This window comes from Sorangium sp. So ce363 (assembly GCF_051520435.1).
In the GTDB taxonomy this organism is placed as follows: Bacteria; Myxococcota_A; Polyangia; order Polyangiales; family Polyangiaceae; genus Sorangium; species Sorangium cellulosum_B.
This window is the reverse complement of sequence record NZ_CP150333.1, coordinates 12,656,801-12,679,961: the sequence shown is the minus strand read 5'-3', so window position 1 is coordinate 12,679,961 and position 23,161 is coordinate 12,656,801. Positions and strand designations below refer to the sequence as shown.

Genomic DNA, 23,161 nt, shown 5'->3' with positions numbered 1-23,161 from the left:
GCCGCGCGCGCGCGCCCACCTTTCGGGCGCTAGGGCGACGCCTGCTTGTCCTCGCAGCGGCCGAGCACGAAGATCCCGCAGACGCGCTCGTTCACCAGGCACTGCTGCCCTTCCGGGCACTGCGACGGATCGAGCACGGCCGGGTCGCACGGCCTCGCGCAGAACGGGGGCGGGCCGCGCGGGGCGTCGTAGACGCCGTTGCCGTCGCGATCCAGGAAGATGGGGTTCGTGACCGCGTAGGGCGCCACCGGGTACCAGTCGGGGACCGGCGGCGACGCCGTGAAGAACCGGGAGAGCGCCTCGACCTGCGTGAACGCGAGGCTCGCGACCCGAGGCAGCTGGAGCTCGCCGAACGACACCGGCAGCGCGACCGGCGTGAGGAGGTTCTCGTCGCGCAGGCCCATCGCCACCACCACGACCCAGCCGTCCGACGGCGGCGCCGGCAACACGAGCCGCTCGTCGACGTCCACGATCGCCGACGGCCCCGAAGGCGGCTCGAGCACCCGGACCAGGCGGCCGCTCACGTAGACCTCGACGCGATCCACGCCGAACCAGCTCGCCGTCTCGATCCGCAGGTCGAGCGGCACCGTGTCGCCCTCGACGCGCGCCACGCCGCCGAACGTCGCGCCGCCCACGCTCGCGCGAACGAATGGCCCATACGTGGCGAACGCGCTGCCCGCGCGGAGCGCCCCGGTCGCCTCCTCGAGATCGAGCGCCGCCGGCTGGTCGGTCGGCGAGCGGAAATAGGTGCGCGGGAAGCCCGGCTCCAGCGAGGCGCCGTGGCTGTCGCTGCTCCCCACCTGCGTCGGCGAGAAGCCGTGGTCGAGGTAGCGGAACAGGTCGTCGACCTGGCCCGCGTGGAAGGTGCACGGCCGATCCGCGTCCTCCGGCGGGACCACGCCGCCCTCGCCTCCCAGGCAGAGCGCCTCCCCGTCGGCCGCGGTCGTGTCGAAGTCCCAGACGGCGTCCTGCTCCTCGGACGTCCTCGTCAGGATCCGCTTGGTCACGCTCCAGGCGAGCGCCGAGCGGGCGCGCTGCTGGCACGCCGCATACCGCTCGCCGGGCTTGCACGCCGGGAGGCCGCCAGGAAGCTCGGCGCACGCCGCGCGGAGCGACGCCTCGTCCGTCGCGGCGTCGATCCGGGACAGGCACCGGTTGAAATCGACGACCTCCTGCACGGTGGGGGTCCGGAGCAGATCGAGCCGCTTCCCGTTGAAGACCTCCATCGCGTCGAAATCGCAGCTGCCCGCCTGGAACAGCGGGTTGCTCGCCTCGAGCGTCGGGATCGACCGGCGCAGCGTGAAGGGGTCGACGCCGAGCTGGTCGATGTACCCGATGAACCCGTCGCGCGGGTGAGCGACGATCACGAGCGCGTCGTCGCCCTCCGCCGCCGTGCCGCGCACCCCGTCGATCACGTCCCCGCCCGCGCGGCAGACCCAGTCGAAGACGCCGTGATCCGGCGCGTCGAGCTCGTCGTAGCGGAGCGGGAAGCCGATGAAGTGCCCGAGCTCGAGCGTCGAGACCTCGGCGCCGACCGCCGTCTTCAGGTGCGGCTCGAGCCCCAGCTGCCTCACCGCGGGCGCGAGATCCGTGTGCACGTCGTGGTCGGTGGTCACCGCGACGTCGAGCCCCTCGACGACCGCCGAGGTCACCCGCTCCTCGAGCGGCAGGCCGCTGTCGAAGCTCGGGCGCTGGTGCAGGTGCATGTCGATCGACATCCAGCCCGTCGAGTCGACCTCGCGCGGCACGACCGCCTCGATCCGCCGGACCTCCCCGGCGCGCACCTCGAGGTCGGGGATCTCGAACCGGCCGAACTCGGGCCCGCGCGTGGCGAGGACGCGGTAGCGCCCGGGCTCGATCTCGACCGCGCCTTCGCCCGTCGCCGATCGCTCGATCTGCCGGACGCCGCTGCCGAGGCGGCCGTGGCCGAGGTAGACCCGCCTCGTGCCGTCGCCCTCGAGCGGCTGGCCCGCGGCGTCGAGCGCGACGAACGTCAGCTTGGCGGGCGCGAGCCGGCCTCCCTCGTCGACCACCCGGTACGCGATCCGCGCGGGGCTCGGCAGCTCCGCCGCCACCGAGATCGTGTCCCCGGCGCCGAGCGCCACGCGGATCGGCGCCGACACGGCGGTGCCCTCGGGGTTCTCGGCGACGAGCAGGTAGCCGCCGGGCGCGAGCCGCGCGTGGAAGTCGCCGTCCTCCACCGGATCGAGCCCGAGGTCGGCGTCGACGGAGCTGAGCAGCCCCACGTCCCCCGAGCGCGCGAGGTTCGCCTCGACGAGCGCGTCGACGCTCGCGAAGGCGGCGCCCGGGTCGGGGTCGCGGAAGACGTGGACCCGCGCGTTCGGCACGGGCGCGCCCGTCGACCGCCACCGCACGGCGCCCTCGAGCGCGCCCGTCGGCGTGCCCCGGGCGCCGTACACCACCTCGGCGACGCTCGCGATGTCGCCCTCGCCCACGGCGAAGTAGCGCTCGTAGGTGAACGACCGCTTCCGGTCGCACGCGTCGTCGTCGGAGTCCGCGGCGAGGCAGCTCCGGCCGGCGCTCAGGAAGGCCGTCGCCGCGCTCGTGAAGACGGGGACGTTGACCGTGGAGGGCGGGCCGCCCTCCGGCGCCTTCGTGAAATAGCCGTAGCTGACGTCGCCGCCGGCCGCGGCGACGAAATCGAAGCTGAGCGGCTGCTGGAACGTGTCCCGGCCGGAGAAGAGGGCGTCGAACACCGCCTTCTCCTCGTCGAAGCCCATGCCGGGGCCGAAGATGTCGTTCTGGTTGCCGAAGAAGACGAAATCGCCGGCGACGATCCCGCCCTTCCGCTCGGGATCTCCGTTCCGCTCGTCGCCAAGGATGCCCCTGAAGATGTCGGAGGGGCCCGCGTAGTTGTCGAGCGAGAGCGGCTCCCCGCAGGCGCACGCGGGGCAGCCGTCGTCGCCCGCCGCGAGGCCGTCCGCGCACTCGAGCGCGCACGAGGCGACGCTCGGGCACCCGAGCACCTCGTCCGGCAGGAGGAGCGTCGTGCGGATCGTGACGAACCGCTCGCCCGGGCGCAGGACGTAGTCGGTGCGGAAGCGCATCGCCGGCTTGAGGCCGTCGAACAGGAGGCCGAGCAGGTCCTCCTGGGTCTTCAGCACGCCGAGCGCGTGGAAGAGGAAGCCGCCGTCGCCCTCGACCCGGACGATCGCCTCCTGCCCGTCGGAGCCGTCGTCGACCACGAAGACCTCGGTGGCGCCCGGATCGGGCACGAGCAGGTTGGCGACCGGGAACGACTCGGCGAAGCGGTCGCGGCCCGACGCGCTCGCGAAGCGCGGATCGGGGCGGCGCAGGTCGGCGTCGACCAGCGAGCCGCCGTAGACGCCCGGCCCCGGCGAGTGGCGCGGGCCGAGGATCGCGACCCGGATCTCATCGTTCTCCAACAGGAAATCGCCGACATCGGCCATCGCCACCGGGCCGCCGACCAGCTCGAACCGGTTCTCGATCGGCTTGGCGCGCAGGAGGTTCGGCTCGTCGCAACCGACCAGGCCGACCAGGCCGAGGAGAGCGAGGAGGCCGAGGGCGCCGCGCGGCGCGGGCAGGGCGAGGGCGGAGCGGCGTTTTCGCATGGCGGGCCGCTAGAGGTTGAGCTGGAGCTGCAGCGCGACGGCGTCGTTGTCGAGCGCGACGCCGTGGCGCTCCTGCCGGTGGGTGAAGTCGGCCTGCGCCTTGAGCGTGTTGTCGATGAAGTGGTAACTCGCGCCGGCGGTGAGGGCCCAGCTGTCCGTCTCGTCCGAGAGGTCGAGGTTGGGATCGAGCCACTCGAACCGCGCGCTCACCCCGAGCTTGATGCGCCTCACGAAATAACCCACCTCGCCGACGAGCCCTATCGACGTGACCGGGGCGAGCTGGCCGAGCGGCTGCGTCGGGGTGCTCTCGGGGTCGCTCTGGTTCCAGAGGAGCTCGGCCAGCGCGTGCGCACCCGCGGCCTGGACCAGGACGTCGGCGCCGATGCCGTGGATGTCGCGCGTCCCGCCGTCGCTGAAGAAGTAGCTCGCGCCTGCGCCGACGCGGAGGCGCGAGGCGGCGAGGTCCTGCACCGAGCGAGGGAGGGGGCCGAGCGGCTCGGTGGCGAGCCGTGCGACGTAGGCGATGTGGTCGAAGCGGTTGCCGAAGCTCGCGGCGTTCTCGACATAGCCGGCGAAGAACTGATCCGAGCGCTGGAAGCCGTTGAACATGCCGGCGAAGTAGCTGAACGCCCTGCCCCGGAAGTGCCCCTCGACGTGGAGGCCGACCTGGCGTGAGGGCGCCATGGCGCGCACGGCGAGGGGCCGCTCGATGAGCGCGCCCTCGCCGGCGCCGGCCATCGCGGAGCGGCTGAACGGCACGTCGTGCGCGCCGAAGTAGAGGTTCGCGAAGGGGAAGTGGGCGTAGCCGATCCACGCCTCGGAGAGCCGCGCCGAGGCGTCCGCGCCCCCGGCGAGCTCGCCCGAGACCGCGAACGGCACGTACCCGGCGAGCCTCCCCGCGAAGCCGACGCGGGCGCGCCGCAGGCGGAACCCCTGCCCCTCGGCGACGTCGCCCGCCTGGAGGAAGGCGTCCTCGCCCACGTAGGGGACGGCCTGCGCCTGCACGAGCACGAGGGGAGAGAGCACGAGGCGGCCGATCGCGAGCTGGAACGGCGGTCCGCCAGCGGCCGGCGCAGCGGCCGACCCGGCAGGAGACGGTGCGGCCGCGATCGCGGCGGGCGGCGCAGCGCTGGACGGCGCGGCGCCTGCCGGCGACGTGCTGGCGGCGGCTGCTCCGGGTGCGGCGACAGCGGACGGCGCAACGGTGGCGGGCGGTGCGTCCGGCGTGGCCGCGGGGGTGCCGGGAGGTGGCGTGGCCGGCGCGCCGCTGGGCGGCGCAGCTCCGGAAGGTGGCGTGGCCGGCGCACCGCCGGGGGGAACCGCGCCGGGCGGCGGCGCGACCGGGATGGCCGGCGCGACCGGGATGGTCGGCGCGGCGGGCGGGGGAACCGGGAGCGCGTCGGCGGCCGGAGGCTGGGCTGGCTGCCGCTGGGCGGGTTGCGCGCTGGCCTGCGGACACCAGAGCGCCACCGCTGCCAGGAGGATTGGGGCGATCGCAGCGCCGTCCGGCGCCGCGCTGCCCCCGCGGCGCCGCGGCCGCGCACATCGAGGATCCGCACCGCGACGAGTCCATGCGCAAGGTGTCATTGGCGTCCGTGCTGGCCGGCGGGCGAGAGGGTATCGCAGCGAACTCGGCAACAGCGCCGCTGGCAGGCGCCTTTCGTCTATCCCACGTGTCGACAGGGTGTCAACGCGCCGCCTCGCACCCGCGCGCACCAGGCGTGTTGCCCTTTCCGGGCACCTGCGATGGGCGTACACTGGTTGCTCCCGAACCCCGCGGCGATCGACGTCGATCGCCGCCCGTTCCCGGAGGCGGGCTCGCCCCGCCGCCGCGCGGAAGGCCGGAATAACCGGCGCTCCGCGTGGTCGACCTCTCGCTGGATGTCCGTCAGCCGCGCGAAGGCGCGCAAAGGAGGTGGTGAATGAGGGTGTGCAGGAGAGCGCACGAAGCTACCGTGGCGCTGCTCGCGGTGCTGGCTGCGCCTGGCCTGGCGCAGGCGCAGGAGGTCGGGCCGCCGCCCCGGTCGCCCGCAGAGCGGACCGCGACGGTGCTGTCCGACGCACAGTTCAAGGCGCGGTTGGAGGCGCTCGCAGCGGAGCTTCCGTCCGCGCAGATGGGACGTAACTGGAAGCGTGTGGTCGAAGAGGCGCTACAGCGGGTGACCGACCTGCCGCAGGCGAGCGCGCCGGAGCTTCCGTCCTCGGACATTCTTGCGGATCCTGAGGCGCTGGTGGGGCTCGACGATCCGACGCAGGGGTTTCCGGAGGCGGGCGCGACATTCGAGCTGGGCCGCTATGAGGTCACGCTTGCGCCGGTGGTGCTGCCCGTGTCGCCGGTGGTCTGGAACCTGCCTGGCGAGCAGGGGATCCTTCCCGGCGCCCTGGTGCGGCTGCCGTGGGCCGTTCCTTGATCCGGCGCCGCATCGAAGAGAATTCAGCCTGGAGGCTCTCGACAGCTCCCCCGCGCCGCGCGGGGGACGGGGTCTCCTCGACCGCCCGCTACATCGAGGACGGGTGGACTGCGTGCTACCGCGTCGCGGGGGCGAAGAAGGTCGCGAGGGAGCAGGTCACGTTTCGGCTCGACGCCGCCGGGACCAAGATGACCGAGAGCGGCCGCAAGCCGACGCGCCATGTGCAGGGTTGCGACGAGCTCGCGGCGTGCCCCTACGTCGACGTGCTCGACGCCGGCAGGTCACGCAGGGTCGGCGAGATCTTCCGTAACGTGCGCGGCGCGCGCGCTCGGTGACGGTGCGGTCGCTCGATCTCGTGGACCACGGCGCCGGGCCGATCACGATCCGGATCTCCGAGGAGAAGGCCGAGGTGACGCTCCTCGACGAGGTGTTCGTCGAGTCAGGCGGCGCGCGGATCCACCCCCGCGGCTGCGACGTCACGCCGAGCCCTGCGTACTGCGCCGCGGGCGGGCGTCCTCACGTCCTGCGCCAGGGCGATGCGCTCGATCTGGTGTTCGACGCGGGAGGACACGTCGTGTTGTTCGCCCGTGGCTACTACGTCCCGACGCCCACGGCGGCGACACGCGAGGTGCGCTGAGCGAGCCTCCGCCTCGTCGCGCCGCTCCGTCAAGGGCCACGGTATTGATTCTTATTAAATTTCACCAAGTACTCCGAAAAGACGTCGTTCTGCTTTTTTGCTCTGAACTGCGAATTGATATATTTTATCGACGCCTTCTCGAACAACACAAGAAGATCATCGGGCTCCATGGCCGTATCCACGAACTCCACCTCTTCTAGACCCTGAGCCTCTTCCAGCACCGAAACGTCCGAAAATCTCTTACACCCCCAAACACGAAATGTCTTTAGCGAATCAAGCCCCTTGAGGCTGGGGAGCGCCAATTCACCCTTCAGGTTCAACAGATACAGCTCCTCAATTTGACTCAGACCTGACAAGAACCCGAACCCTGAGCTCACCTTCACGCCATTCAGAAACAATCTCTTGAGTGTGGTCAGGCATGAAAGCGCGGAAGGATCTTCGATTTTGGCATTTATCAAGCTCAGATCTTCAATATCGCTCAGCCCTGTCAGAAACGACAAAGACACATGATTGGTCCTCCAAAACTCAAACACCCTCTTACTCCCATACTTGGCCTTGATAACCTCCTCTTCCAACGACGCAAACTTATCCTCGACGACAACCTTACCTTTCACAAGACGTACATTTTTTGTCATAGAGATTACGCCCAACGGCCAGATCTTCGTTCTCTTTTACAGAACCTCGGCGCTTATCTATCGAGCTTTAGCACAAGCTCTATTCTTCGAAAATTGAACGTTATCCGATGCCGGGGACACCTTGAGCTCCGCCAAGCTGCGCGAGCCCTCCAGCACCCGAGCCGCAGTAGAGTGCGCCTCCGCGGGAGCCGCCCCCGCCACCTTCAGGCGGCCGCCCGTCATCGACATCGACCGGTGCCGCACCTCGTCGATGGGTCGCGATGAGCTCATGGGGCCGTGCAGAAAATGCTGTGCCACTGCGAGCGCACGGCATGTCACGCTCGGCCTGGGGTCGCGGGCCTCTCGTGCATGACAACGGAGTCGCGCTGGGCGCTCCGCGCGCGCCCCGTGCCACGACCCGATGAGGGTCACCCGGCGGCTCTCGGGCCGGGAAGCCCGGCGCTACCCCGTCTTCGCCCCAGCCCCGCCCGCCCCCTCCGCCGAGGGCCCGATCATCCTCTCCGGCCGCACGATCGCGTCGAACGCCTCGCCATCGAGGATCCCCAGCGCGAGCGCCGCGTCGCGCAGCGTGGTGCCCTCGGCGTGCGCCTTCTTGGCGATCTTCGCTGCGTTGTCGTAGCCCACGTGCGGGTTCAGCGCGGTCACCAGCATCAGGCTCTCGCGCAGGTTCCGCTCGATGCGCTCGCGGTTCGGCTCGATGCCCCGCGCGCAGTGCTCCTCGAACGACGCGCAGCCGTCGGCGAGCAGCCGGATCGACTGCAGCACGTTGTGCACGATGAGCGGCTTGTACACGTTGAGCTCGAAGTTGCCGCTCGCCCCGCCGATGCCGACCGCGACGTCGTTGCCGAGCACCTGAGCGCACAGCATCGTCATCGCCTCGGCCTGGGTGGGGTTCACCTTTCCCGGCATGATCGAGCTGCCCGGCTCGTTCTCCGGGATCGCGATCTCGCCGATCCCGCAGCGCGGCCCGCTCGCGAGCCAGCGGACGTCGTTCGCTATCTTGGTCAGGCTGCAGGCGAGCACCTTCAGCGCGCCGTGCGCCGCGACGAGGGCGTCGTGCGACGCGAGCGCCTGGAACTTGTTCGGCGCGGTGACGAAGGGCGCCCCCGTAAGCTCGGCGATCTTGGCGGCGACCTTCGCCGGAAACTCCGGGTGGGCGTTGAGCCCCGTCCCGACCGCCGTGCCCCCGAGCGCCAGCTCGCGCAGCGGCGGGAGCGCGCGCTCTACCGCGGCGATGCCGGCGTCGAGCTGCGCCACGTAGCCGGAGAACTCCTGCCCGAGCGTGAGCGGCGTCGCGTCCTGCAGGTGCGTGCGGCCGATCTTGACGATGTCCACGAACGCCGCGCTCTTCTGCGCCAGGGTCTCACGCAGCCGGCGGACCTCCGGGAGCAGGCGGCGCTCGATCTGGAGCGCGGCCACGACGTGCATGGCCGTCGGGAACACGTCGTTCGAGCTCTGCGACCTGTTCACGTCGTCGTTCGGGTGGACCGGCGATTTCGAGCCCATCACGCCGCCGCTCATCTCGATCGCGCGGTTCCCGATGACCTCGTTCACGTTCATGTTGGTCTGGGTGCCGCTGCCCGTCTGCCAGACGACGAGCGGGAAGTGGTCGTCGAGCTTGCCGTCGATGACCTCGTCGGCCGCTGCGATGATGAGCGCGCACCTGTCCGCCGGCAGGAGCCCCAGATCGCGGTTCACGAGCGCCGCCGCCTTTTTCACGGTGGCGAGCGCGGCGATCATCTCCCGCGGGAAGCGCTCGCCCCCGATCCGGAAGTTCTCGAGGGAACGCTGCGTCTGCGCCCCCCAGTAGCGGTCGTCCTGCACCGCGATCGGCCCGAAGCTGTCTTTCTCGATGCGCGTCCCCATGGCCGCGTCTTAGCGGCGGCGAACGCGCCCCTCAAGCGGCGCGAAGCCCTGTCGCCGGCCCCTGCGCAGGCGCGTAGGGGCATTCGCGCCGCGGGGGTAAAAAGCGGGCGTGCTCTTGTTTTCCCGCCTGTTTTTTGCGAAGTTCCGGGCCGCGCACGCGCGAGAAACACGGAGATCAGCATGGCCGGCATGGACACAGTACCGCGGGAGCTGCTGCAGGCTGCCTACAGGCGCAACCCGATTCACCTGCTCAAGATCCCGCTTCATTTCGGCATCTGGGCCGCGGTCACGTGGGTGCTGTACGCGACGCAGCACCACCCGCTCGCCATCCCGATCGGGGTCGCCTGCTCGTGGTTGATCGCCAACCTCGTCCGCGGCCTCGGCGCCGTGGCGCACGACGCCGTCCACGGCAGCTGCTCGCGCTCGAAGCTCACCTCGTACGTCATCGCCCTGCTCTGCTGGGCGCCCACCGGCATGAGCGTGACGCTGTACACGAACTACCACCTTCATCATCACAAGATCGCGAACACGTACCCTGACGTCGACAACTTCGTCGTCACGGATTACACGCGGAACCCCGTCCTCGCGAGGCTCCTGCTCCTCGCCGTCTACACGTTCGCCTATCCGCTCTACTTCCTCGGCTGCATGGCGCGGTACGTGAAGCGGCTGTCGCCGCTCCAGCGCGTCAAGATGAACGTGGAGCTCCTCGGCTTCTACGGCCTCATGGCCTTCTTCTTCTGGGTCATGCCGCTCCAGGTGTTCTTCTTCTTCTATGTCCTGCCGTTCGTCTTCGGCGCCATCCTCGCCAGCGTGACCTCGATGATCGAGCACTACGAGATGCTCCCGGGGGAGGACGCCTACAGCTCTCGCACCTACGGGACGAGCGCGCGCGTCACGAACTTCCTCTGGAACAACGTCACGTACCACAACGAGCACCACAAGTTCCCGGGCATCCCGTTCTACAACCTGCGCAGCTTCCACGAGGCGGCGTATCCCTACTACGACGAGCGGGTGAAGTCCGCCTGCCACCCGTCGATCGTCGGCCTCGCCCTCTCGCTGTACGGCCGTATCCTGAAGCTCGATATCGCGAAGCTCGACGAGCGGTACCGCGGCCTCAACAAGGACGACGAGCGGCGGAAGATGATGGCGCTGAACGGCATCCAGCCCGGCGCGACCGCCTGAGCTTCGCCCCGCTCGCGACCGAGGTTCGGTCGGCGAACGCCAGACTCCGGCCATCCGCAGGCCGCGCGATAAACTATCCACCAGTTCGATTCTCCCGTGGCCGGCGCCGCCCTATGCCGATGCCGCGGTGAACCCGACGAGGATGGGGTTGCCCGACGGAGATGTGCTGTCCGGGGCAGCGTCACCGAGATCGTCTTGCTCCTCCCTGTCGCATCCACGATGCTCGCATCATGGGAGGTGCGTCCGTGCGACTCATCAGGTCTCTGGTTGCCAGCGTTGTATGGTTGAGCGCCGCGGGTTGCGGTGATGGCATACACCCGTTCGACGGTTGAGCGGCGGCGCCCTCGCGAAGGCCGCCGGCGCTGCCGCGGCCTCGACGAGGGCGTCGATCAAGCAGGACGTGATTGCGCTGAACGGCATCCAGCCCGGCGTGACCGCCTGAGCCGGGCGAAGGCTCAATCCGCGGCGAAGCAGTAGATACGGCCCGCGCCGCCCACCGCCGCGAGCTGCTGCTGGCTGCAACCGGCGGGGGCGTGCACGGAGTTCCACGAGTTGTAGGGCGCTTGCCCGTTCATGTTCGGACCGAGGCCGTCGGAGTGCCCCACCTGCGGCCCTGGCGTGGCGGTGGACGACGTCCAGTCGTTGCACGTGGCGGCCAGGGCCGTGCCGTCCGCCGCCGAGCCCGTGAGGATGTCATGCTCGATCGGCGAGGGAGAGCCCTGCCACTGGCCGTTGATGGGGTTGCCTTTGTGATCGACGAAGAGCTCCGGGTTGCCTCCGGGCAGCGCGTGCAGCGCCTCGACAGTGGCGGCCACCGTGACGCCCTTGGCGTTGACCCAGGGCCCCTTGCCGATGCGATCGCGGGCATCCTCCGTGCTCGTGCTCAGGTACGCGCGCCACGTGCGACCGCCGGCGCCCACCTCGGCCGCCAGCGCCTGGCAGGTCGCGTCCGCGCCGGCGATCCCTCCGAGATCGCCGCCGCTGTCGCTCGGGGTGGACACGAAGAAACCCAGCGATGAGGTGCCCGGGTCCCCGCCGGCCCCGGTAGCGGGCCCGCCAGCGGTCCCCGCGCCGCCCTCGCCTGCACCGCCCTCGCCTGCGCCGCCCGATCCGCTCGTCGCACCAGCGCCGCCTCCTCCGACGCCCGTGCTCCCTGACCCGCCGCTGCCTCCGGTACCGCTGCCCGAGGCGCTGCTGGTCGAAGTGCTGCTGCTGGACTGATCATTACTCGTACCGCTTGGATTGGATTCATCCGAGCAGGCCGTAGAGGTGACGAGGAATGCTGCGGAAAGGGCGAGGTAGATCTTGTGCACGGCAGAGCTCCTGAGTGGGCGAATGGCGCGCACGATACCGACAGCTCACTCCTTGCCGCAACCCTCGATCGCGGAAATGCTGATAGGTTGGAGACAGGTCGAACGAGAAGACAGCGCGGTAGACCTTGCGGCTGACCGATCGGGTCGACGTGCTCTCCAGTGCGATCGTGGCGAGAAGAGGCGCCTTTCAGGTGCTGTGCCCCCCCTGTTACGCTCGATCCAATGGCGCGCACGGCCCCTGTCCCGAATATCCCGGCGATCCCCGGTATGAACCCCGGCGTCTTCATCATGGGCGGCGGCGGAAGCAACGGCGGCGGCAGCGGCAAGGGCGGCAAGGGGAGCGGCAAGGACCAGGGCGCCGACGGCTCCAACGGGGGCAACGGCGCCAACGGAGGGGGGAAGTCGGCCTGCGGCGGCGCGGGCGGCGACGCCGCAGTCCGCGCGTGGATCCAGCGCCTCGGCTTCGATCCTGCGCGCACGCGGATCCATCCACTGCCGGCGCGGCCCTGGCCCGCGCCGGGCGATCCCGCAAAGCTTCTCGCGACCGCGGGCGCCGCAGCAGCCAAGCTCCTCGGCCTGCTCTCCGTCGCCTACGGCCGGCTTCGTGACGACGAGATCACCGCCGCCCTCGGAGCCCCGATCGACGGCGCCCTCGCCGGGATCGAGCCGCTCGTCGCAGCCTTCGAGGGCACGTACGCGTTCCGCTCGAACGCGGCCCGCCGTGAGGTGGAGGAGCGCCTCGACCGCGGCGCGCGGGACGCGTCGATCCGCCGCCTGCTGTCGCTCCCGCCGGACGGCTATCCGTGCGCCTACGCGCGCGCCCACCTCGAGCAGGCCGCCGCGCCGCTCCAGGCATTCGCCGCGCTGGTCACCGAAGAGCACCTCGCCCGCTGGATGGCTCGGCCCGAGGCCTATCTCGGCTTCGTCGCCGACCTCGAGCGCGTGCGCCGCCGCGCCGTCGAGCCGCTTCCAATGGGTCACGAGGCAACGGCCCTCGCGGTGCGCGCGGCCCTTGTCGAGGCGAGCATAAACTGGTGCGCCCGCCGCGAGGACCACGATGCTCCCGTCGGCGTCGAGCCCATCGATCGGGAGAAGCGGATCGCGGACGAGCGAGATCAGGCCAGGGCGCTCACCGCGCTCGGCGCGGCGATGACGGCCGGCCCGGCGCGCGCCGAGGTGCTCGCGTGGGCCACGGACGCCGCACGGCGCACCCCGGAGACCGTGTTCCGCGGGGATGGCCTCCTGAGCCTCGCCGAAATCGTGGGGGCCGAGGCGGGATACGCGTTCGCGCGGGAAGCGCTCGCCGTGTTTCGGACCACGGAGAAGGCGGAGGATCGAGCGCACCAGATGCTCTTCGTGGCGAAGGGGTTGCCTCCGGAGGAAGGGATCGCCGTCGTGCGCGAGGCGCTCGCCAGCCTCCGCGACGGCGGCGGCGATCCTGGCGATGTCGAGCTCTTCGCCAGCGATTTCCCGCGTGCTGTCGCCGAGGCGCTCTGGCCCGACGCGGAGGCGCTGCCTGGGCCCGCGCGGGCGCGAGCGCTCGCCGCGCTCGCGCGGGTCCTCGGCGATCCCGAGCGCGTACGCGCCGCGTTCGTCGCGGTAGAGCAGCACATCGAGCCGTACGACCTGGCCGAGCACAGGACGCTCGCGCGGCTCGTGCCGCACCTCGACGTCCCGGAGGCCCGCCGTGCCGCGGCGCTCGCGCCCGGCTTCGGCGAGCACGCCGTCGAGCTCCTCGAGGGGCTGATCCCGCGCCTCAGGGCGCAGGGCGATCCCGCCGACGACCTGATCGAGGCGCTGCCGGCAGCGCCTCGCGTGCGGGCGCTGGCCCGCAGCCTCCCCTTCGCCGCGGAGCCGGCGCGGCTGCGGGCGCGCATCGACGAGGCCATTCGGAAGGCCGAGCCGCTCGAGCGCTACGGGCTGCTCTTCGACGTGGGCCCCTGGTTCGCAGCGACGGGCGACAGCGACGCGGTGCTCGCCTGGATCGCGCCGCTCGGGGACGCCCACCACCAGGTCGCCCTCGGCTTCCTGGCGCGCCACGATCCCGCGCACGCCCCCGAGTTCACGCGTCAGGCCCTCCCACTGGCCCTGCGCTTCGGCGCCGACGAGCCGAGCCGCCTGCTCGACCTGGTCCCGCTGGCCCGCCATTTCCCGCCCGAGGGCGCCGCCGCGGCGCTCGGCATCCTGCTCGACGCGGTGGCCAGCGACGATCGCCATGCCGCGCTCGCGGGCGACGGCGTGAGCCTCGACAAGCTCGCGCCGCTCATCGCGGCGCTCGCGGGCGACGAAGGCCTGGCCGGCGCGGCGCGCGAGGTGGTGCAGGTCGCCGCGTGGTTCCCCTGAGCACCGCGGTGCTCGCGGGCTGCCGTCATGGACTGCCGCCCGCCTGCTTTGGCAGCGCGCCGGCGGCATCCTCGGCGACAAATCACGCCGAGGCCCGGCACGGACCAGCTACCGCTTCTTCGTCGCCATCGCCTTCACGACCGCGTCGGCCGCCGTGACCAGCGAGCGCCTGAAGGCGTGCAGCCGCTGCTCCGCCGCCGATCCCTTCGCGGCCGGCTGGTTTGGCGCGACGCTGAACCAGGACATCGACAGCCCGAGGAGGATGACGAACAGGTCCTCGGCGCACGGCTTCGGTGTCGCCCCGAGGTCGTAGGCCGCGGCGAGCTCCTGCACCTTGGCGGTCGCGACGTCGTGCTGCGCCTCGTCGGGGAGCTCGAGCTGCCTCCACATCATCATCCGCACGCTCTTCGGATTCTCGACCAGGTGATCGAAGACGCCTGCGACGAAGGCCGGCAGGTCCGACGGGTCGAAGGGCACGGCGTCGAACGCGATCTGGCACCGCTCCTCGAGCACGCTGCGGAACAGACCCTCCTTGGAGCCGAAATAGGCGTAGATGGCCTGCTTGTTCGCCGAGGCCCGCTCCGCGATGCGGTCCACGCGCGCCCCAGCCAGCCCTCGCTCGGCGAACTCGTCGAGCGCAGCGTCGAGGAGCCTCTTCTTGGTCGCCGCCGAATCGTAGCGCATGGGTGGATCCTTCCTGGAGCACACGCCGTGGCGCGCGGCAAGGAGAGCGCACCGCCGCCTCGCCCAGTTGACACGGCCAAGGCCGCTCCCTAGGTTTAAACCATCCAGTTGGTTTAACACCGAGGCGCGCGCCGACGATGACGATGGCGCCGCGAGGTGTCGAGATTGCAGGCGCAGGCGTTGCCGGAGCGCCAGGGCGCTGCCGGCCGCGGCGCCGTGGCGAGGACGACGCCCAGAGAACCGGAGAAGGGACCGAGCGATGGCGGATCCGCAATCGAACAAGAACGACGACGTCAGCGCGCTCTTCAAGCCATTCGAGCTGAAGGGGCTGAAGCTCGAGAATCGGTTCGTCATGGCGCCCATGACGCGCCAGCGATCGCCGGGCAACGCGCCGGGCGAGCCGAACGTCGATTACTACACCCGGCGCGCTGCCGCGGACGTCGGGCTGATCCTGTCGGAAGGAACGGTCGTCGAGCGGCCGGGCAAGCTTCACCTCCGCGACGTACCCCACTTCTATGGCGAGCGGGCGCTGGACGGCTGGCGAAAGGTCATCGACAGCGTGCACAGGGCGGGAGGGAAGATGGCGCCCCAGCTATGGCACGTCGGGCTCGCCAAGCAGGATCCGAACGGCCACGAGGAGCCCGCGGCCCTGGAAGGCCCGGCGACCATGTCGCGCGACGACGTGCACGCCACCGTGCGGGCCTTCGGCAAGGCGGCGGCCGACGCGAAGCGCCTCGGCTTCGATGCCATCGAGATCCATGGCGCCCACGGGTACCTCATCGATCAGTTCTTCTACGAGGTGACGAACCAGCGCACCGACGAGTATGGAGGAAAGACCATCGGCGAGAGGAATCGCTTCGCCGTGGAGGTCCTCGAGGCCGTTCGAGAGGCCGTCGGGCCGGAGATGGTTGTGATCCTCCGCGTCTCGCAGTGGAAGATGGGCGCGTACGATCACAAGATCGCGAAGACGCCGAAGGAGATGGAGCAGTGGTTATTGCCGCTCGCCGAGGCGGGCGCCGATGTGCTCCACCTCTCCCAGCGACGCTACTGGGAGCCCGAGTTCGCCGGCTCCGATCTGAACGCCGCGGGATGGGCGAAGAAGATCACCGGCAAACCCACGATCACCGTGGGGTCGGTCGGCCTGTCCGGCGACCTCTTCGGGAACTTCGCGGGCGAGCCCTCCGCTCCCCAGGGGCTCGGCGAGCTCGTCCGCCGCTTCGAGCGCGGCGATTTCGATCTCGTCGCCGTCGGGCGCCCCTTGCTCAACGACCCGGCCTGGGTGGAGAAGATCAAGACCGGCAGGACCTCGGAGCTGACGGAGTTCACCAAGGAGAGCCTGGGCCGGTACTTCTGAATCGGCCCGTTATCCATGAGATCTTCCCACAGGAGCTACGGTGTAACGCATGAAGATTGCCATTGTCGGCGCCGGTAGGATTGGAAGCACCTTTGCCTTTCAGCTCGCGCGCGCGGGGCACGAGGTGACGGTGATCGCCCGTGGAGAGCGGCTGGAGCAGCTGCGGCGGGACGAGGCGATCGTGAGCGCCGCGGGCGAGCGCGCGGCGGTGCGCGTGAGCGCCGCGCTCGACGCGACGGCGCCGTGGGATCTGGTGCTCGTGACGGTGCTCGCGTTCCAGGTGGACGCCGTGCTCCCTGCGCTGGCCGGGAGCGCGGCGAGGTCCGTGATGTTCATGTTCAACACATTCGAGCCGCTGGGCCGCCTCCGAGAGGCGGTGGGCCCGGCGCGCTTCGCCTTCGGCTTCCCTGCGATCCTGGCGACCCTTGAGGACGGCAAGCTGACGTCGAAGGTCGTCACCCGAGGGATGGTCACCACGGTGACGGACGCGGCGTGGGCAAAGGTCTTCACGGACGCCGGCATTCCCGCCGTCGTGCACTCCGACATGGAGAGCTGGCTGCGCACGCACGCGGCGCTCGCCGCGCCGGCGATGGTCGCCATCGTCACGGCCCACGCGCGGCAAGCAGGCGTGTCGTGGGCAGAGGCGATGAACCTCGCGCGCGCCATGGAGGAAGGGCTCCGCGTGGTGCGCCACCTTGGAAACACCATCACGCCGGAGCCGATGGTGACGCTGAGCCGCCTGCCCACGCCGGCGGCGGCCGCGCTCCTGTGGGGGCTCAGCAGGGTCGACGCCGTCCGCAAGACGGGCGCCGTCGGGCCTGGCGAGCCGCGCGCGCTGATCGACGCGATGGCCGCCGCGGCGCCGGGTCAAACGCCGACGCTGCTCGCGATCAGACCCTGATGTCGATGCTCCTCGGAAACAGCGTGAATTTGGACAGGCCCCCCTGGGTCGCCGGACCGCCGGTGATGCGAGCCGGCGAGACCTCGTCGGTCGCGGGGGCGTAAGTCCGCCGCCCCGGCGTAGACGTCGGCAAAACTCGTCGAGCCAGGTAGACATCGCGTTCGTTCCGGGACGATGCAGGCGCACCTCAGCGGTTACATCGGCGCCTGCGCGTGGCGCAGCGCGATCAGGGCGCCTCTCATCACCCAGTCAGTACGCAACCCCCTCAGCTAGCTTGGGCGGCAACACCTGCGAAGCCACAACAGTCCGTGAAGGCGAACGACGAACTCGCTCCCAGACGCAAGCGGGTGGCTACCGGCCGTGGGCCGAGCTTCTGCGCCGCACGTTGGCGATCGAATTGCTACATCCACCGCCGCGGCGGCCTCCGCGCCACGGGCGTCCCGTCCGCTCCCGCTGCCCACCGTGAAGCGGTCAGTACCCGTGACCTGCGCGGTCCCTCCGCCGTCCGTTGCGGTTGGGCGTATACTTCGGTTGTTCGGATGGCGTGGGCGGAGAGGAGATAGACAAAGCGAACACCTCTTTGCTTGCTGAGAAGACGTGTCGTATCCGGCCTCGGTCCCAGAGCGCCTATGCGATCCTGCTCGCGCGATAGGATTTCAACAATTCAACAGGTCAATAGGCCAACTCGACTAGCCAGAGTTCCCCTTACCAGCCTTCGTTCCGGCGCCCCAGAACGCAGCATCCGCCGTGCGACGAAGGGCGCAATGTAGGCAAATGGGAGAGATCCAAGAACGCGCGTGAACAGCTCTGGATTATTTGGATATTGCAGAATTTATGTATACATGCTAACCATTCCCGTGCGGTCGCTCTCGGACCGCATCGACTGAACAAGCCGGAGATTCTCCTCATGCGATATGCGCAGATTCGGATGATTACGATTGTGGGATTTCTCGCACTTCCCGTCAGCGGTTGCGCGATCGACGCGACGTCGGAGGTCGAAGAGACCGAGCCCGTTCAAGCGACCGAGCAGGCGCTCACGGACTTGCCCGACCTCGTCGTGGAGAGCCTCACGTTGGCCGATGTGACCGGAGGTGTATTGATGACAGCGGTCATCAAGAACCAGGGAACTGCGGCTTCCAGTAGCACGGGTGTTGCGTTCCTGAACTATCGACAATACGTGACCCCGTACCAACCGTCCGGTTGTAGCGGATTCTTTGCAACCTGGGGGCCGAACCTCGTCCCGCTTGCCGCAGGCGCATCGCACACATATACATCTACAAAATATGGATGGACGGTCAGTGCTTTGGAGTCTTGCACTGGAACCTGGTACACCAAAGTAGATCCGAGCAACTTGGTGGCTGAGTCGGACGAGACCAACAACGAGAAGTACGGGAGAGACTGAGCGATACCCCTGGGCAACGGGCGAGCGTCCTGTAGTTCGACCGCCGCGCGGTGAGCGCCGCGACGCAGATCGTGCTGGCGCGGCCTGGCTGGTCTTGACCACCCCGTCCCAGATTGGCGAGCTGCTCTGACGCCAAGCGCCTGGTCGTGGCTTCACGGCCCCCAGGCGAAGGGCGGCGCGACCGTCACGTCGGTGGCCGACAAGACTCCGTTCCAGTCGTCGGGAACGAATTCGTAGAACGTGCTGTTCGACTTCGATGACGCGACGAACTCGACGTCCCGAGCAGGCGCGCTGGTCCGGAGATGGACTGACGATTACCGAACCAGGCGAGCGGATAAACATGGTCTGCACGACCGCCGAGCCGCTTACGTTGAACGCGCGCGCCTGAGCGCCCGAGCCGTCTTGCCCGACTATGCTCAGCGAGCCGATTCGGCCGCCAGAGATCATACCGTTGACGATGGTCGCATGATCCTCGACGCGGACATCGCCGCTCACGTATCTTGGCGTAGGGGCCGACTTTGACGCTCGCCGGCGTGCCCGTGGCCGCGCCGCCGCCACGGTGACGCCTGGGATGTCGTCTGGCCAGGGCTAGGTCGGGCTCTCGTCGACAGAGCCCGGCGCGTCGTCGGGCTCGCCGGCGCCCGTCGATGCCCCGAGGCCGTGCCGCTCGATGAGCCGGCGAAGCTGCGTCCGGTGCATGCCGAGCGCCCGCGCCGCGGCCCGCACGTTGCCGCCTTGTTCGCGCAGCGCCGCCTCGATGCGGGCGCGCTCGCCGGCGTCGAGCGGGGGGGCGCGCGAGGGCAGCGCGCGGCGCGCCCGGGGCGCGGCAGGCGCGCTGTCTCGGCCTTCGGCGGGCGGGGCGCCGGAGGGCGGGTCGGGCTCGAAGAGGGCGCCGGCGCTCGGGCTGAGGTGCGCGGCCTCGACGCGCGAGGCCCCCTGCATGAGCGCGCACTGGGCGGCGGCGCGCGCCTCGACCAGGAGCTCGCGCACGTTGCCCGGCCAGGGCCGCAGCAGGCACGCCTCGACCAGCGAGACGTGGAGCCCCAGCTCGGGCGCGAGCTGCCGCACTTGCTGCTCGATCAAGAGGGCCATCTCTTCGAGGCGCCGCCGCAGGGGCGGCAGCTCGACAGCGGGGCGCCCCAGGCGAAAGTAGAGGTCTTCGCGCAGCCGCCCGTTCGCGACCTGCGCGCGCAGATCGCGGTGGCTGGCCGAGCAGAAGGCAAAGTCGACCTTCTTCGGCCTGGACGCGCCGAGCGCGAGCACCTCGCGCGTCTCGAGCGCGCGCAAGAGCTTGGCCTGCACCTCGAGGTCGAGCTCGCCGATCTCGTCGAGAAAAAGGGTGCCCCCCTCGGCCGCCTGGAGATACCCCTGCGCGTCGGCGTTGGCGCTCGAGTAGGTGCCGCGCTGCACGCCGAAGAGCAGGCGCTCGGCGATGCCCTGCGGGATGGAGGCGCAGTTGACCGGCACGAAAGGCCCGGCGGCGCGCGGGCCTTCTTCGTGAAAGGCACGGGCGACACCCTCTTTGCCGGTGCCGCTCTCGCCGCGAATGTGCAGAGAGAGCCCGAGCTCGGCGGCGCGCGCCGCCTCGGCGAGCCGCCGCTGCATCGCCGGGCCTCGCACGAACCCCTGGCGCGCCACGACGCCCTGGCGCGCCAGGGGGCCGACGTCGATCGAGGGCACGAAGAGCGAGTCGCCGAGGCGCACGACGCACGTCGCCTCGCGCGGCGCCCCCGCCGGCAGCGGCTCCCCGTCGACGACGGTGCCGTTCTGGCTGCCGAGGTCTTCGACCCAGAAGCGCCGCCCATCGAAGCGGAAGCGGGCATGGCGCCGCGACATGCGCGGGTCCTTCGCCTCGCCGAGCGCCGCCGAGCCGCGACCCAGCTCGAGCGCCTCGCCCTCGAAGGGCAGCGCGCTGGCCAGGGTCACCCCGGCGCCGAAGACGCGGACGAGGCCCGGCACGGCGGCGGGCCCGCCGCTGCTCGAGGCGCGATGCCCGCTCGGCTGCAGGGTCGACCCGTCGTCCGTCATCCCACGGTCAGTATAGGTGCCTGGCGCCGACGGGTGTGCCCATAGGGGTGTCCACAGCGGTGCCCGAGCCGGTGCCCGGGGCGGGGGCTCCGAGGGGCGACACGAGGCGCAGCGTCCCGCGGCGGCGCCCGCGGGCCTGCGCTGGATCCGGGCCGGAGGCAGAGCGGCTGGCACGCGCCTCGCTAAACACCTTCGCGAAAGGCCATCGCGAAAGGCCGTCGCGTCCGCGGAGCATGCCGCGCGCGGCGGCACCGACTTCCGCGGTGGCCGGGTCGACGCCACGACGCCGCGCCCCCTGCGCCGGGGGGCGCGAGGCCATCCGTCGACGACGCCGCGCCGCGCGCCGCGCGCAGGCGTCGCGAACCAGCTCAGGAGGAAATCATGTCGAATCATGTCCACACGCGCGCCCGCCGCAGCTCGGTCCTGTCTCCCGTCGTCCTGGGTGCGCTCGGCGCGCTCGCGGCCGGGTGCCTCGCCGACGCGGAGCCCGCGCCGGAAGCGCCGGACGACACCGGTGCCGGCGAGCAGCCGATCGTCAGCGTGGGTTCGCCGGTCGCCGGCCCCGCCACCGCGAGCGCGACCTTGCCCGCGGCCGGCATGAGCGCGGTGCCGGCGAGCACGCCGATCAGCGACACGACCACGAGCGCCATCCGCCTGGCGAGCTTCTCGAACGGAGCGAACCTCGCGGCCGGGCCGACGAGCGATCGCGCAGCCTGGCGCAACGCGGCCACGGCCGACCCCTTCTCGGCGCCTCCGGCGCTCAGGACGCACCTCGACGAGGCGCTCGCGAGCGCGGACGCGAAGGTCGCCGCCGCGCTCGACGAGGCCGACGCCAGCGCGGTGCTGGCCGATTTCGAGGCGATGTTCCCCGGGGGACTCTCGGCCAGCGTGACGCAGGACTTCGACGGCTTCGCCGCCGCGCGCGCCCGCTGGCTGAAGCGCTCGATCGAGAAGACAGGCACGTTCAATTACCCCGACCCGCGCCTGTTCGGCGAGGCGCGCCTGCGAGGCGCGCGCCTGTACTGCGCGGCCCGCGAGGTGCAGCGCCAGCAGAGCGCGCGCGGCAAGCGGTCGATGGGCCGGAGGGCGCTCGCCGAGCTCAGGCTCTTCGGCCGCACGGTGGACCTGCTCGTCATGGAGCCGACGGTGGTGCTCGACGGGCCGGAGCGCTTCACCGGCTCGGGCGTCAACGACGGCGCGCAGGCGTTCGTCGTGCCCATCCTCGCGGGGGGCAAGCTGACGCCGATCGGCAACATGGGTCTGCCTGGCTTCGGCGAGATGCGCGCGCCGCTCGCCTTCGTCAGCGCGGACGGCGAGGTGGTGAACGACGCGTCGCTCGATCCGACGACGGGCGCCTTCCGCCGGCGCTTTCAGACCGTGACGCACGCCGACGCGGTGGTCTCGCGCCGGGCGGTCGTGCGGCCCGACCCCGTCAGGTTCCCGCTGTTCGATATCGGCGTCGTGCACGTGAACCTCGAGCTCAACGCGCGCGCCGACATCGGCACGCTGAGCACGCCGAACGAACGGCTGCTCGGCCACACCTCGGGCACGCTGCCCTTCGGCCTGACGCCGCGGCCGATGGGCCCCATCGGCTCGATCGTCGTGCCTTTCCCGGTGTCGTGGGGCGACATGCCGATGATGCTCGGCTCGGGCACGGCCGCCACGCCGACGCCGGTCGCGCCGGCGTCGGGCCTGCGCTGGTTCTTGCTGTCGCCCTCGGGCGCGGGCGACATGGGCCTGATGCCGGTGACGAACCCGATGCTCGCGCGCATGATCCAGGACGACGATCACACCTTCACGGTGCGGCACAGCGCCGGCATGGAGTCGGTATTGACGGCGGGCGCCGGGTTCGACATCGGCATCTTCGCCATGTGGCTCGACGTCTCCGGCGGGCTCGGGGTCAACGGCGGCCAGGAGCAGGTGCTGCGCGATGCGGTCGCGCTCGAGAACCAGCAGCCCGTCACGGTGCTCTCGGTGACCCCCCGCGGCTTCGTGAACGCGACGTACTCGGCGGCCATCAAGCTGCACCTGCGCTTCGGGCCCTTCGGCTTCGACGTGCCCATCGTCAACACCCGCGGGACGCTGGCCGAGACGACGACGGGCGACTGGCCCGAGGCCAACCGCTTCCGCATGGGCACCGGCTCCGGCACGGGCGCGCCCTTGACGCAGCCGAACGTCCAGTCGCACCTGCCGCTCGACGGCGCCTTCTCGAGCTTCCCGGTCGACGTCAACACCTGCCTCGCCGACACGGCGCCGAACCCGCCGACGCCGCCGCCTTGCGAGGCCGATCCGCCGAGCGGCGCGCGCCCGGCCGTGAACATCTGCCTGACGGGCCGGGCGGTCTCCGGCTTCCCCTACCCGTCGAACGTCTGCGCCGACCCGGCTTCGTACTCGAACACCCTGCGCGCCAGCGGGTTCAGCGCGGCGCAGGCGAAGTGCGTCGAGGCCCAGCTCGGCCTCGTGTGCGCCCCTGTCTCGACGCAGACCAGCCTGACGAGCGTGAACCACGTGACCGACATTCGCTTCAACCCCGACGGCAGCGTCGACACGAGCGCCATCGGCGCCGAGGCCAGGGCGGTGAGCGAGGCGATGCAGCAGTGCGAAGACGCCTTCGGCGCAGGCGCGGCGCGAGCGCTCTTCGGCGTCGAGGCCTGCGACGACCACGCGAAGCCGTTCAGCCCGAATCGACCGCCCTTCAGCGTCACCGCCGGCGGCACGACCATCCGCCCGCCGAGCTGCGAGTGAAGGCGGCGCCCGGGGCCGGAGGGCCGCATCCTGCCTCCCGCCCCGGGGCGTCCCTGCGGGGCTGTCG

16 protein-coding genes are annotated in these 23,161 nt (G+C 70.7%); 9 read left to right on the top strand and 7 right to left on the bottom strand.

Annotation, left to right across the window (positions count from 1 at the left end; translation table 11 throughout):
• Window positions 1-29 precede the first annotated feature (29 nt).
• Both WMF12_RS47800 and WMF12_RS47795 read right to left on the bottom strand, forming a co-directional pair.
• Entirely contained in the window at window positions 30-3,593 is a 3,564-nt protein-coding gene (locus WMF12_RS47800; RefSeq protein WP_437857202.1) for a PHP domain-containing protein, read from the bottom strand.
• 9 nt (window positions 3,594-3,602) lie between these two features.
• Window positions 3,603-5,063, bottom strand: coding sequence for a porin (locus WMF12_RS47795; RefSeq protein WP_437857196.1), 1,461 nt, complete (start codon window positions 5,061-5,063; stop codon window positions 3,603-3,605).
• Between the two features lie 485 nt (window positions 5,064-5,548).
• Between WMF12_RS47795 and WMF12_RS47790 the strand changes: the two genes are divergently transcribed.
• Genes WMF12_RS47790 through WMF12_RS47780 form a run of 3 tightly spaced genes read left to right on the top strand, consistent with a single transcriptional unit; the run spans window position 5,549 to window position 6,641 of the window.
• Window positions 5,549-6,004, top strand: coding sequence for a hypothetical protein (locus WMF12_RS47790; RefSeq protein WP_437857189.1), 456 nt, complete (start codon window positions 5,549-5,551; stop codon window positions 6,002-6,004).
• Window positions 5,989-6,339 (top strand): hypothetical protein, encoded by a 351-nt coding sequence (locus WMF12_RS47785; protein WP_437857186.1) that lies wholly within the window; start codon window positions 5,989-5,991, stop codon window positions 6,337-6,339. The genes WMF12_RS47790 and WMF12_RS47785 overlap by 16 nt, the downstream gene beginning before the upstream one ends.
• Entirely contained in the window at window positions 6,336-6,641 is a 306-nt protein-coding gene (locus WMF12_RS47780; RefSeq protein WP_437857182.1) for a hypothetical protein, read from the top strand. Before WMF12_RS47785 ends, WMF12_RS47780 begins: the two co-directional genes overlap by 4 nt.
• 29 nt (window positions 6,642-6,670) lie before the next feature.
• Here the strand turns inward: WMF12_RS47780 and WMF12_RS47775 are convergent, their stop codons facing one another.
• Both WMF12_RS47775 and fumC read right to left on the bottom strand, forming a co-directional pair.
• Window positions 6,671-7,255: a hypothetical protein gene (locus tag WMF12_RS47775; RefSeq protein ID WP_437857178.1), complete on the bottom strand. Its 585-nt coding sequence runs from the start codon at window positions 7,253-7,255 to the stop codon at window positions 6,671-6,673.
• Between the two features lie 462 nt (window positions 7,256-7,717).
• Complete coding sequence (fumC, locus tag WMF12_RS47770; RefSeq protein WP_437857174.1) at window positions 7,718-9,142, bottom strand: class II fumarate hydratase; 1,425 nt, start codon at window positions 9,140-9,142, stop codon at window positions 7,718-7,720.
• Window positions 9,143-9,331: 189 nt separating this feature from the next.
• Between fumC and WMF12_RS47765 the strand changes: the two genes are divergently transcribed.
• Entirely contained in the window at window positions 9,332-10,324 is a 993-nt protein-coding gene (locus WMF12_RS47765) for a fatty acid desaturase family protein (RefSeq protein ID WP_437857169.1), read from the top strand.
• 455 nt (window positions 10,325-10,779) lie between these two features.
• Here WMF12_RS47765 and WMF12_RS47760 read toward each other — a convergent pair whose 3' ends face one another.
• Entirely contained in the window at window positions 10,780-11,325 is a 546-nt protein-coding gene (locus WMF12_RS47760) for a hypothetical protein (protein WP_437857165.1), read from the bottom strand.
• Window positions 11,326-11,859: 534 nt separating this feature from the next.
• On the opposite strand from WMF12_RS47760, the gene WMF12_RS47755 reads away from it, so the two are divergent.
• Window positions 11,860-13,980, top strand: coding sequence for a hypothetical protein (locus tag WMF12_RS47755; RefSeq protein WP_437857163.1), 2,121 nt, complete (start codon window positions 11,860-11,862; stop codon window positions 13,978-13,980).
• Window positions 13,981-14,088: 108 nt separating this feature from the next.
• On the opposite strand, the gene WMF12_RS47750 is transcribed toward WMF12_RS47755, so the two are convergent.
• The gene (locus WMF12_RS47750; protein WP_437857162.1) at window positions 14,089-14,664 is read right to left on the bottom strand and encodes a TetR family transcriptional regulator; all 576 of its coding nucleotides are present in this window, start codon (window positions 14,662-14,664) and stop codon (window positions 14,089-14,091) included.
• A gap of 259 nt (window positions 14,665-14,923) precedes the next feature.
• On the opposite strand from WMF12_RS47750, the gene WMF12_RS47745 reads away from it, so the two are divergent.
• The 3 genes from WMF12_RS47745 (at window position 14,924) to WMF12_RS47735 (ending at window position 18,321) form a co-directional block, all read left to right on the top strand.
• Window positions 14,924-16,018 (top strand): NADH:flavin oxidoreductase, encoded by a 1,095-nt coding sequence (locus WMF12_RS47745; RefSeq protein WP_437857161.1) that lies wholly within the window; start codon window positions 14,924-14,926, stop codon window positions 16,016-16,018.
• A gap of 49 nt (window positions 16,019-16,067) precedes the next feature.
• The gene (locus WMF12_RS47740) at window positions 16,068-16,919 is read left to right on the top strand and encodes a ketopantoate reductase family protein (protein ID WP_437857160.1); all 852 of its coding nucleotides are present in this window, start codon (window positions 16,068-16,070) and stop codon (window positions 16,917-16,919) included.
• A 907-nt stretch (window positions 16,920-17,826) separates the two neighbouring features.
• On the top strand, window positions 17,827-18,321 hold the full coding sequence (locus WMF12_RS47735; RefSeq protein ID WP_437857159.1) for a CARDB domain-containing protein: 495 nt from the start codon (window positions 17,827-17,829) through the stop codon (window positions 18,319-18,321).
• A 588-nt stretch (window positions 18,322-18,909) separates the two neighbouring features.
• Here WMF12_RS47735 and WMF12_RS47730 read toward each other — a convergent pair.
• The gene (locus tag WMF12_RS47730; RefSeq protein WP_437857158.1) at window positions 18,910-20,349 is read right to left on the bottom strand and encodes a sigma 54-interacting transcriptional regulator; all 1,440 of its coding nucleotides are present in this window, start codon (window positions 20,347-20,349) and stop codon (window positions 18,910-18,912) included.
• A 381-nt stretch (window positions 20,350-20,730) separates the two neighbouring features.
• Here WMF12_RS47730 and WMF12_RS47725 point away from each other — a divergent pair, with 381 nt between their 5' ends.
• Window positions 20,731-23,094 (top strand): hypothetical protein, encoded by a 2,364-nt coding sequence (locus tag WMF12_RS47725; RefSeq protein WP_437857157.1) that lies wholly within the window; start codon window positions 20,731-20,733, stop codon window positions 23,092-23,094.
• The last annotated feature ends 67 nt before the right edge of the window (window positions 23,095-23,161 follow it).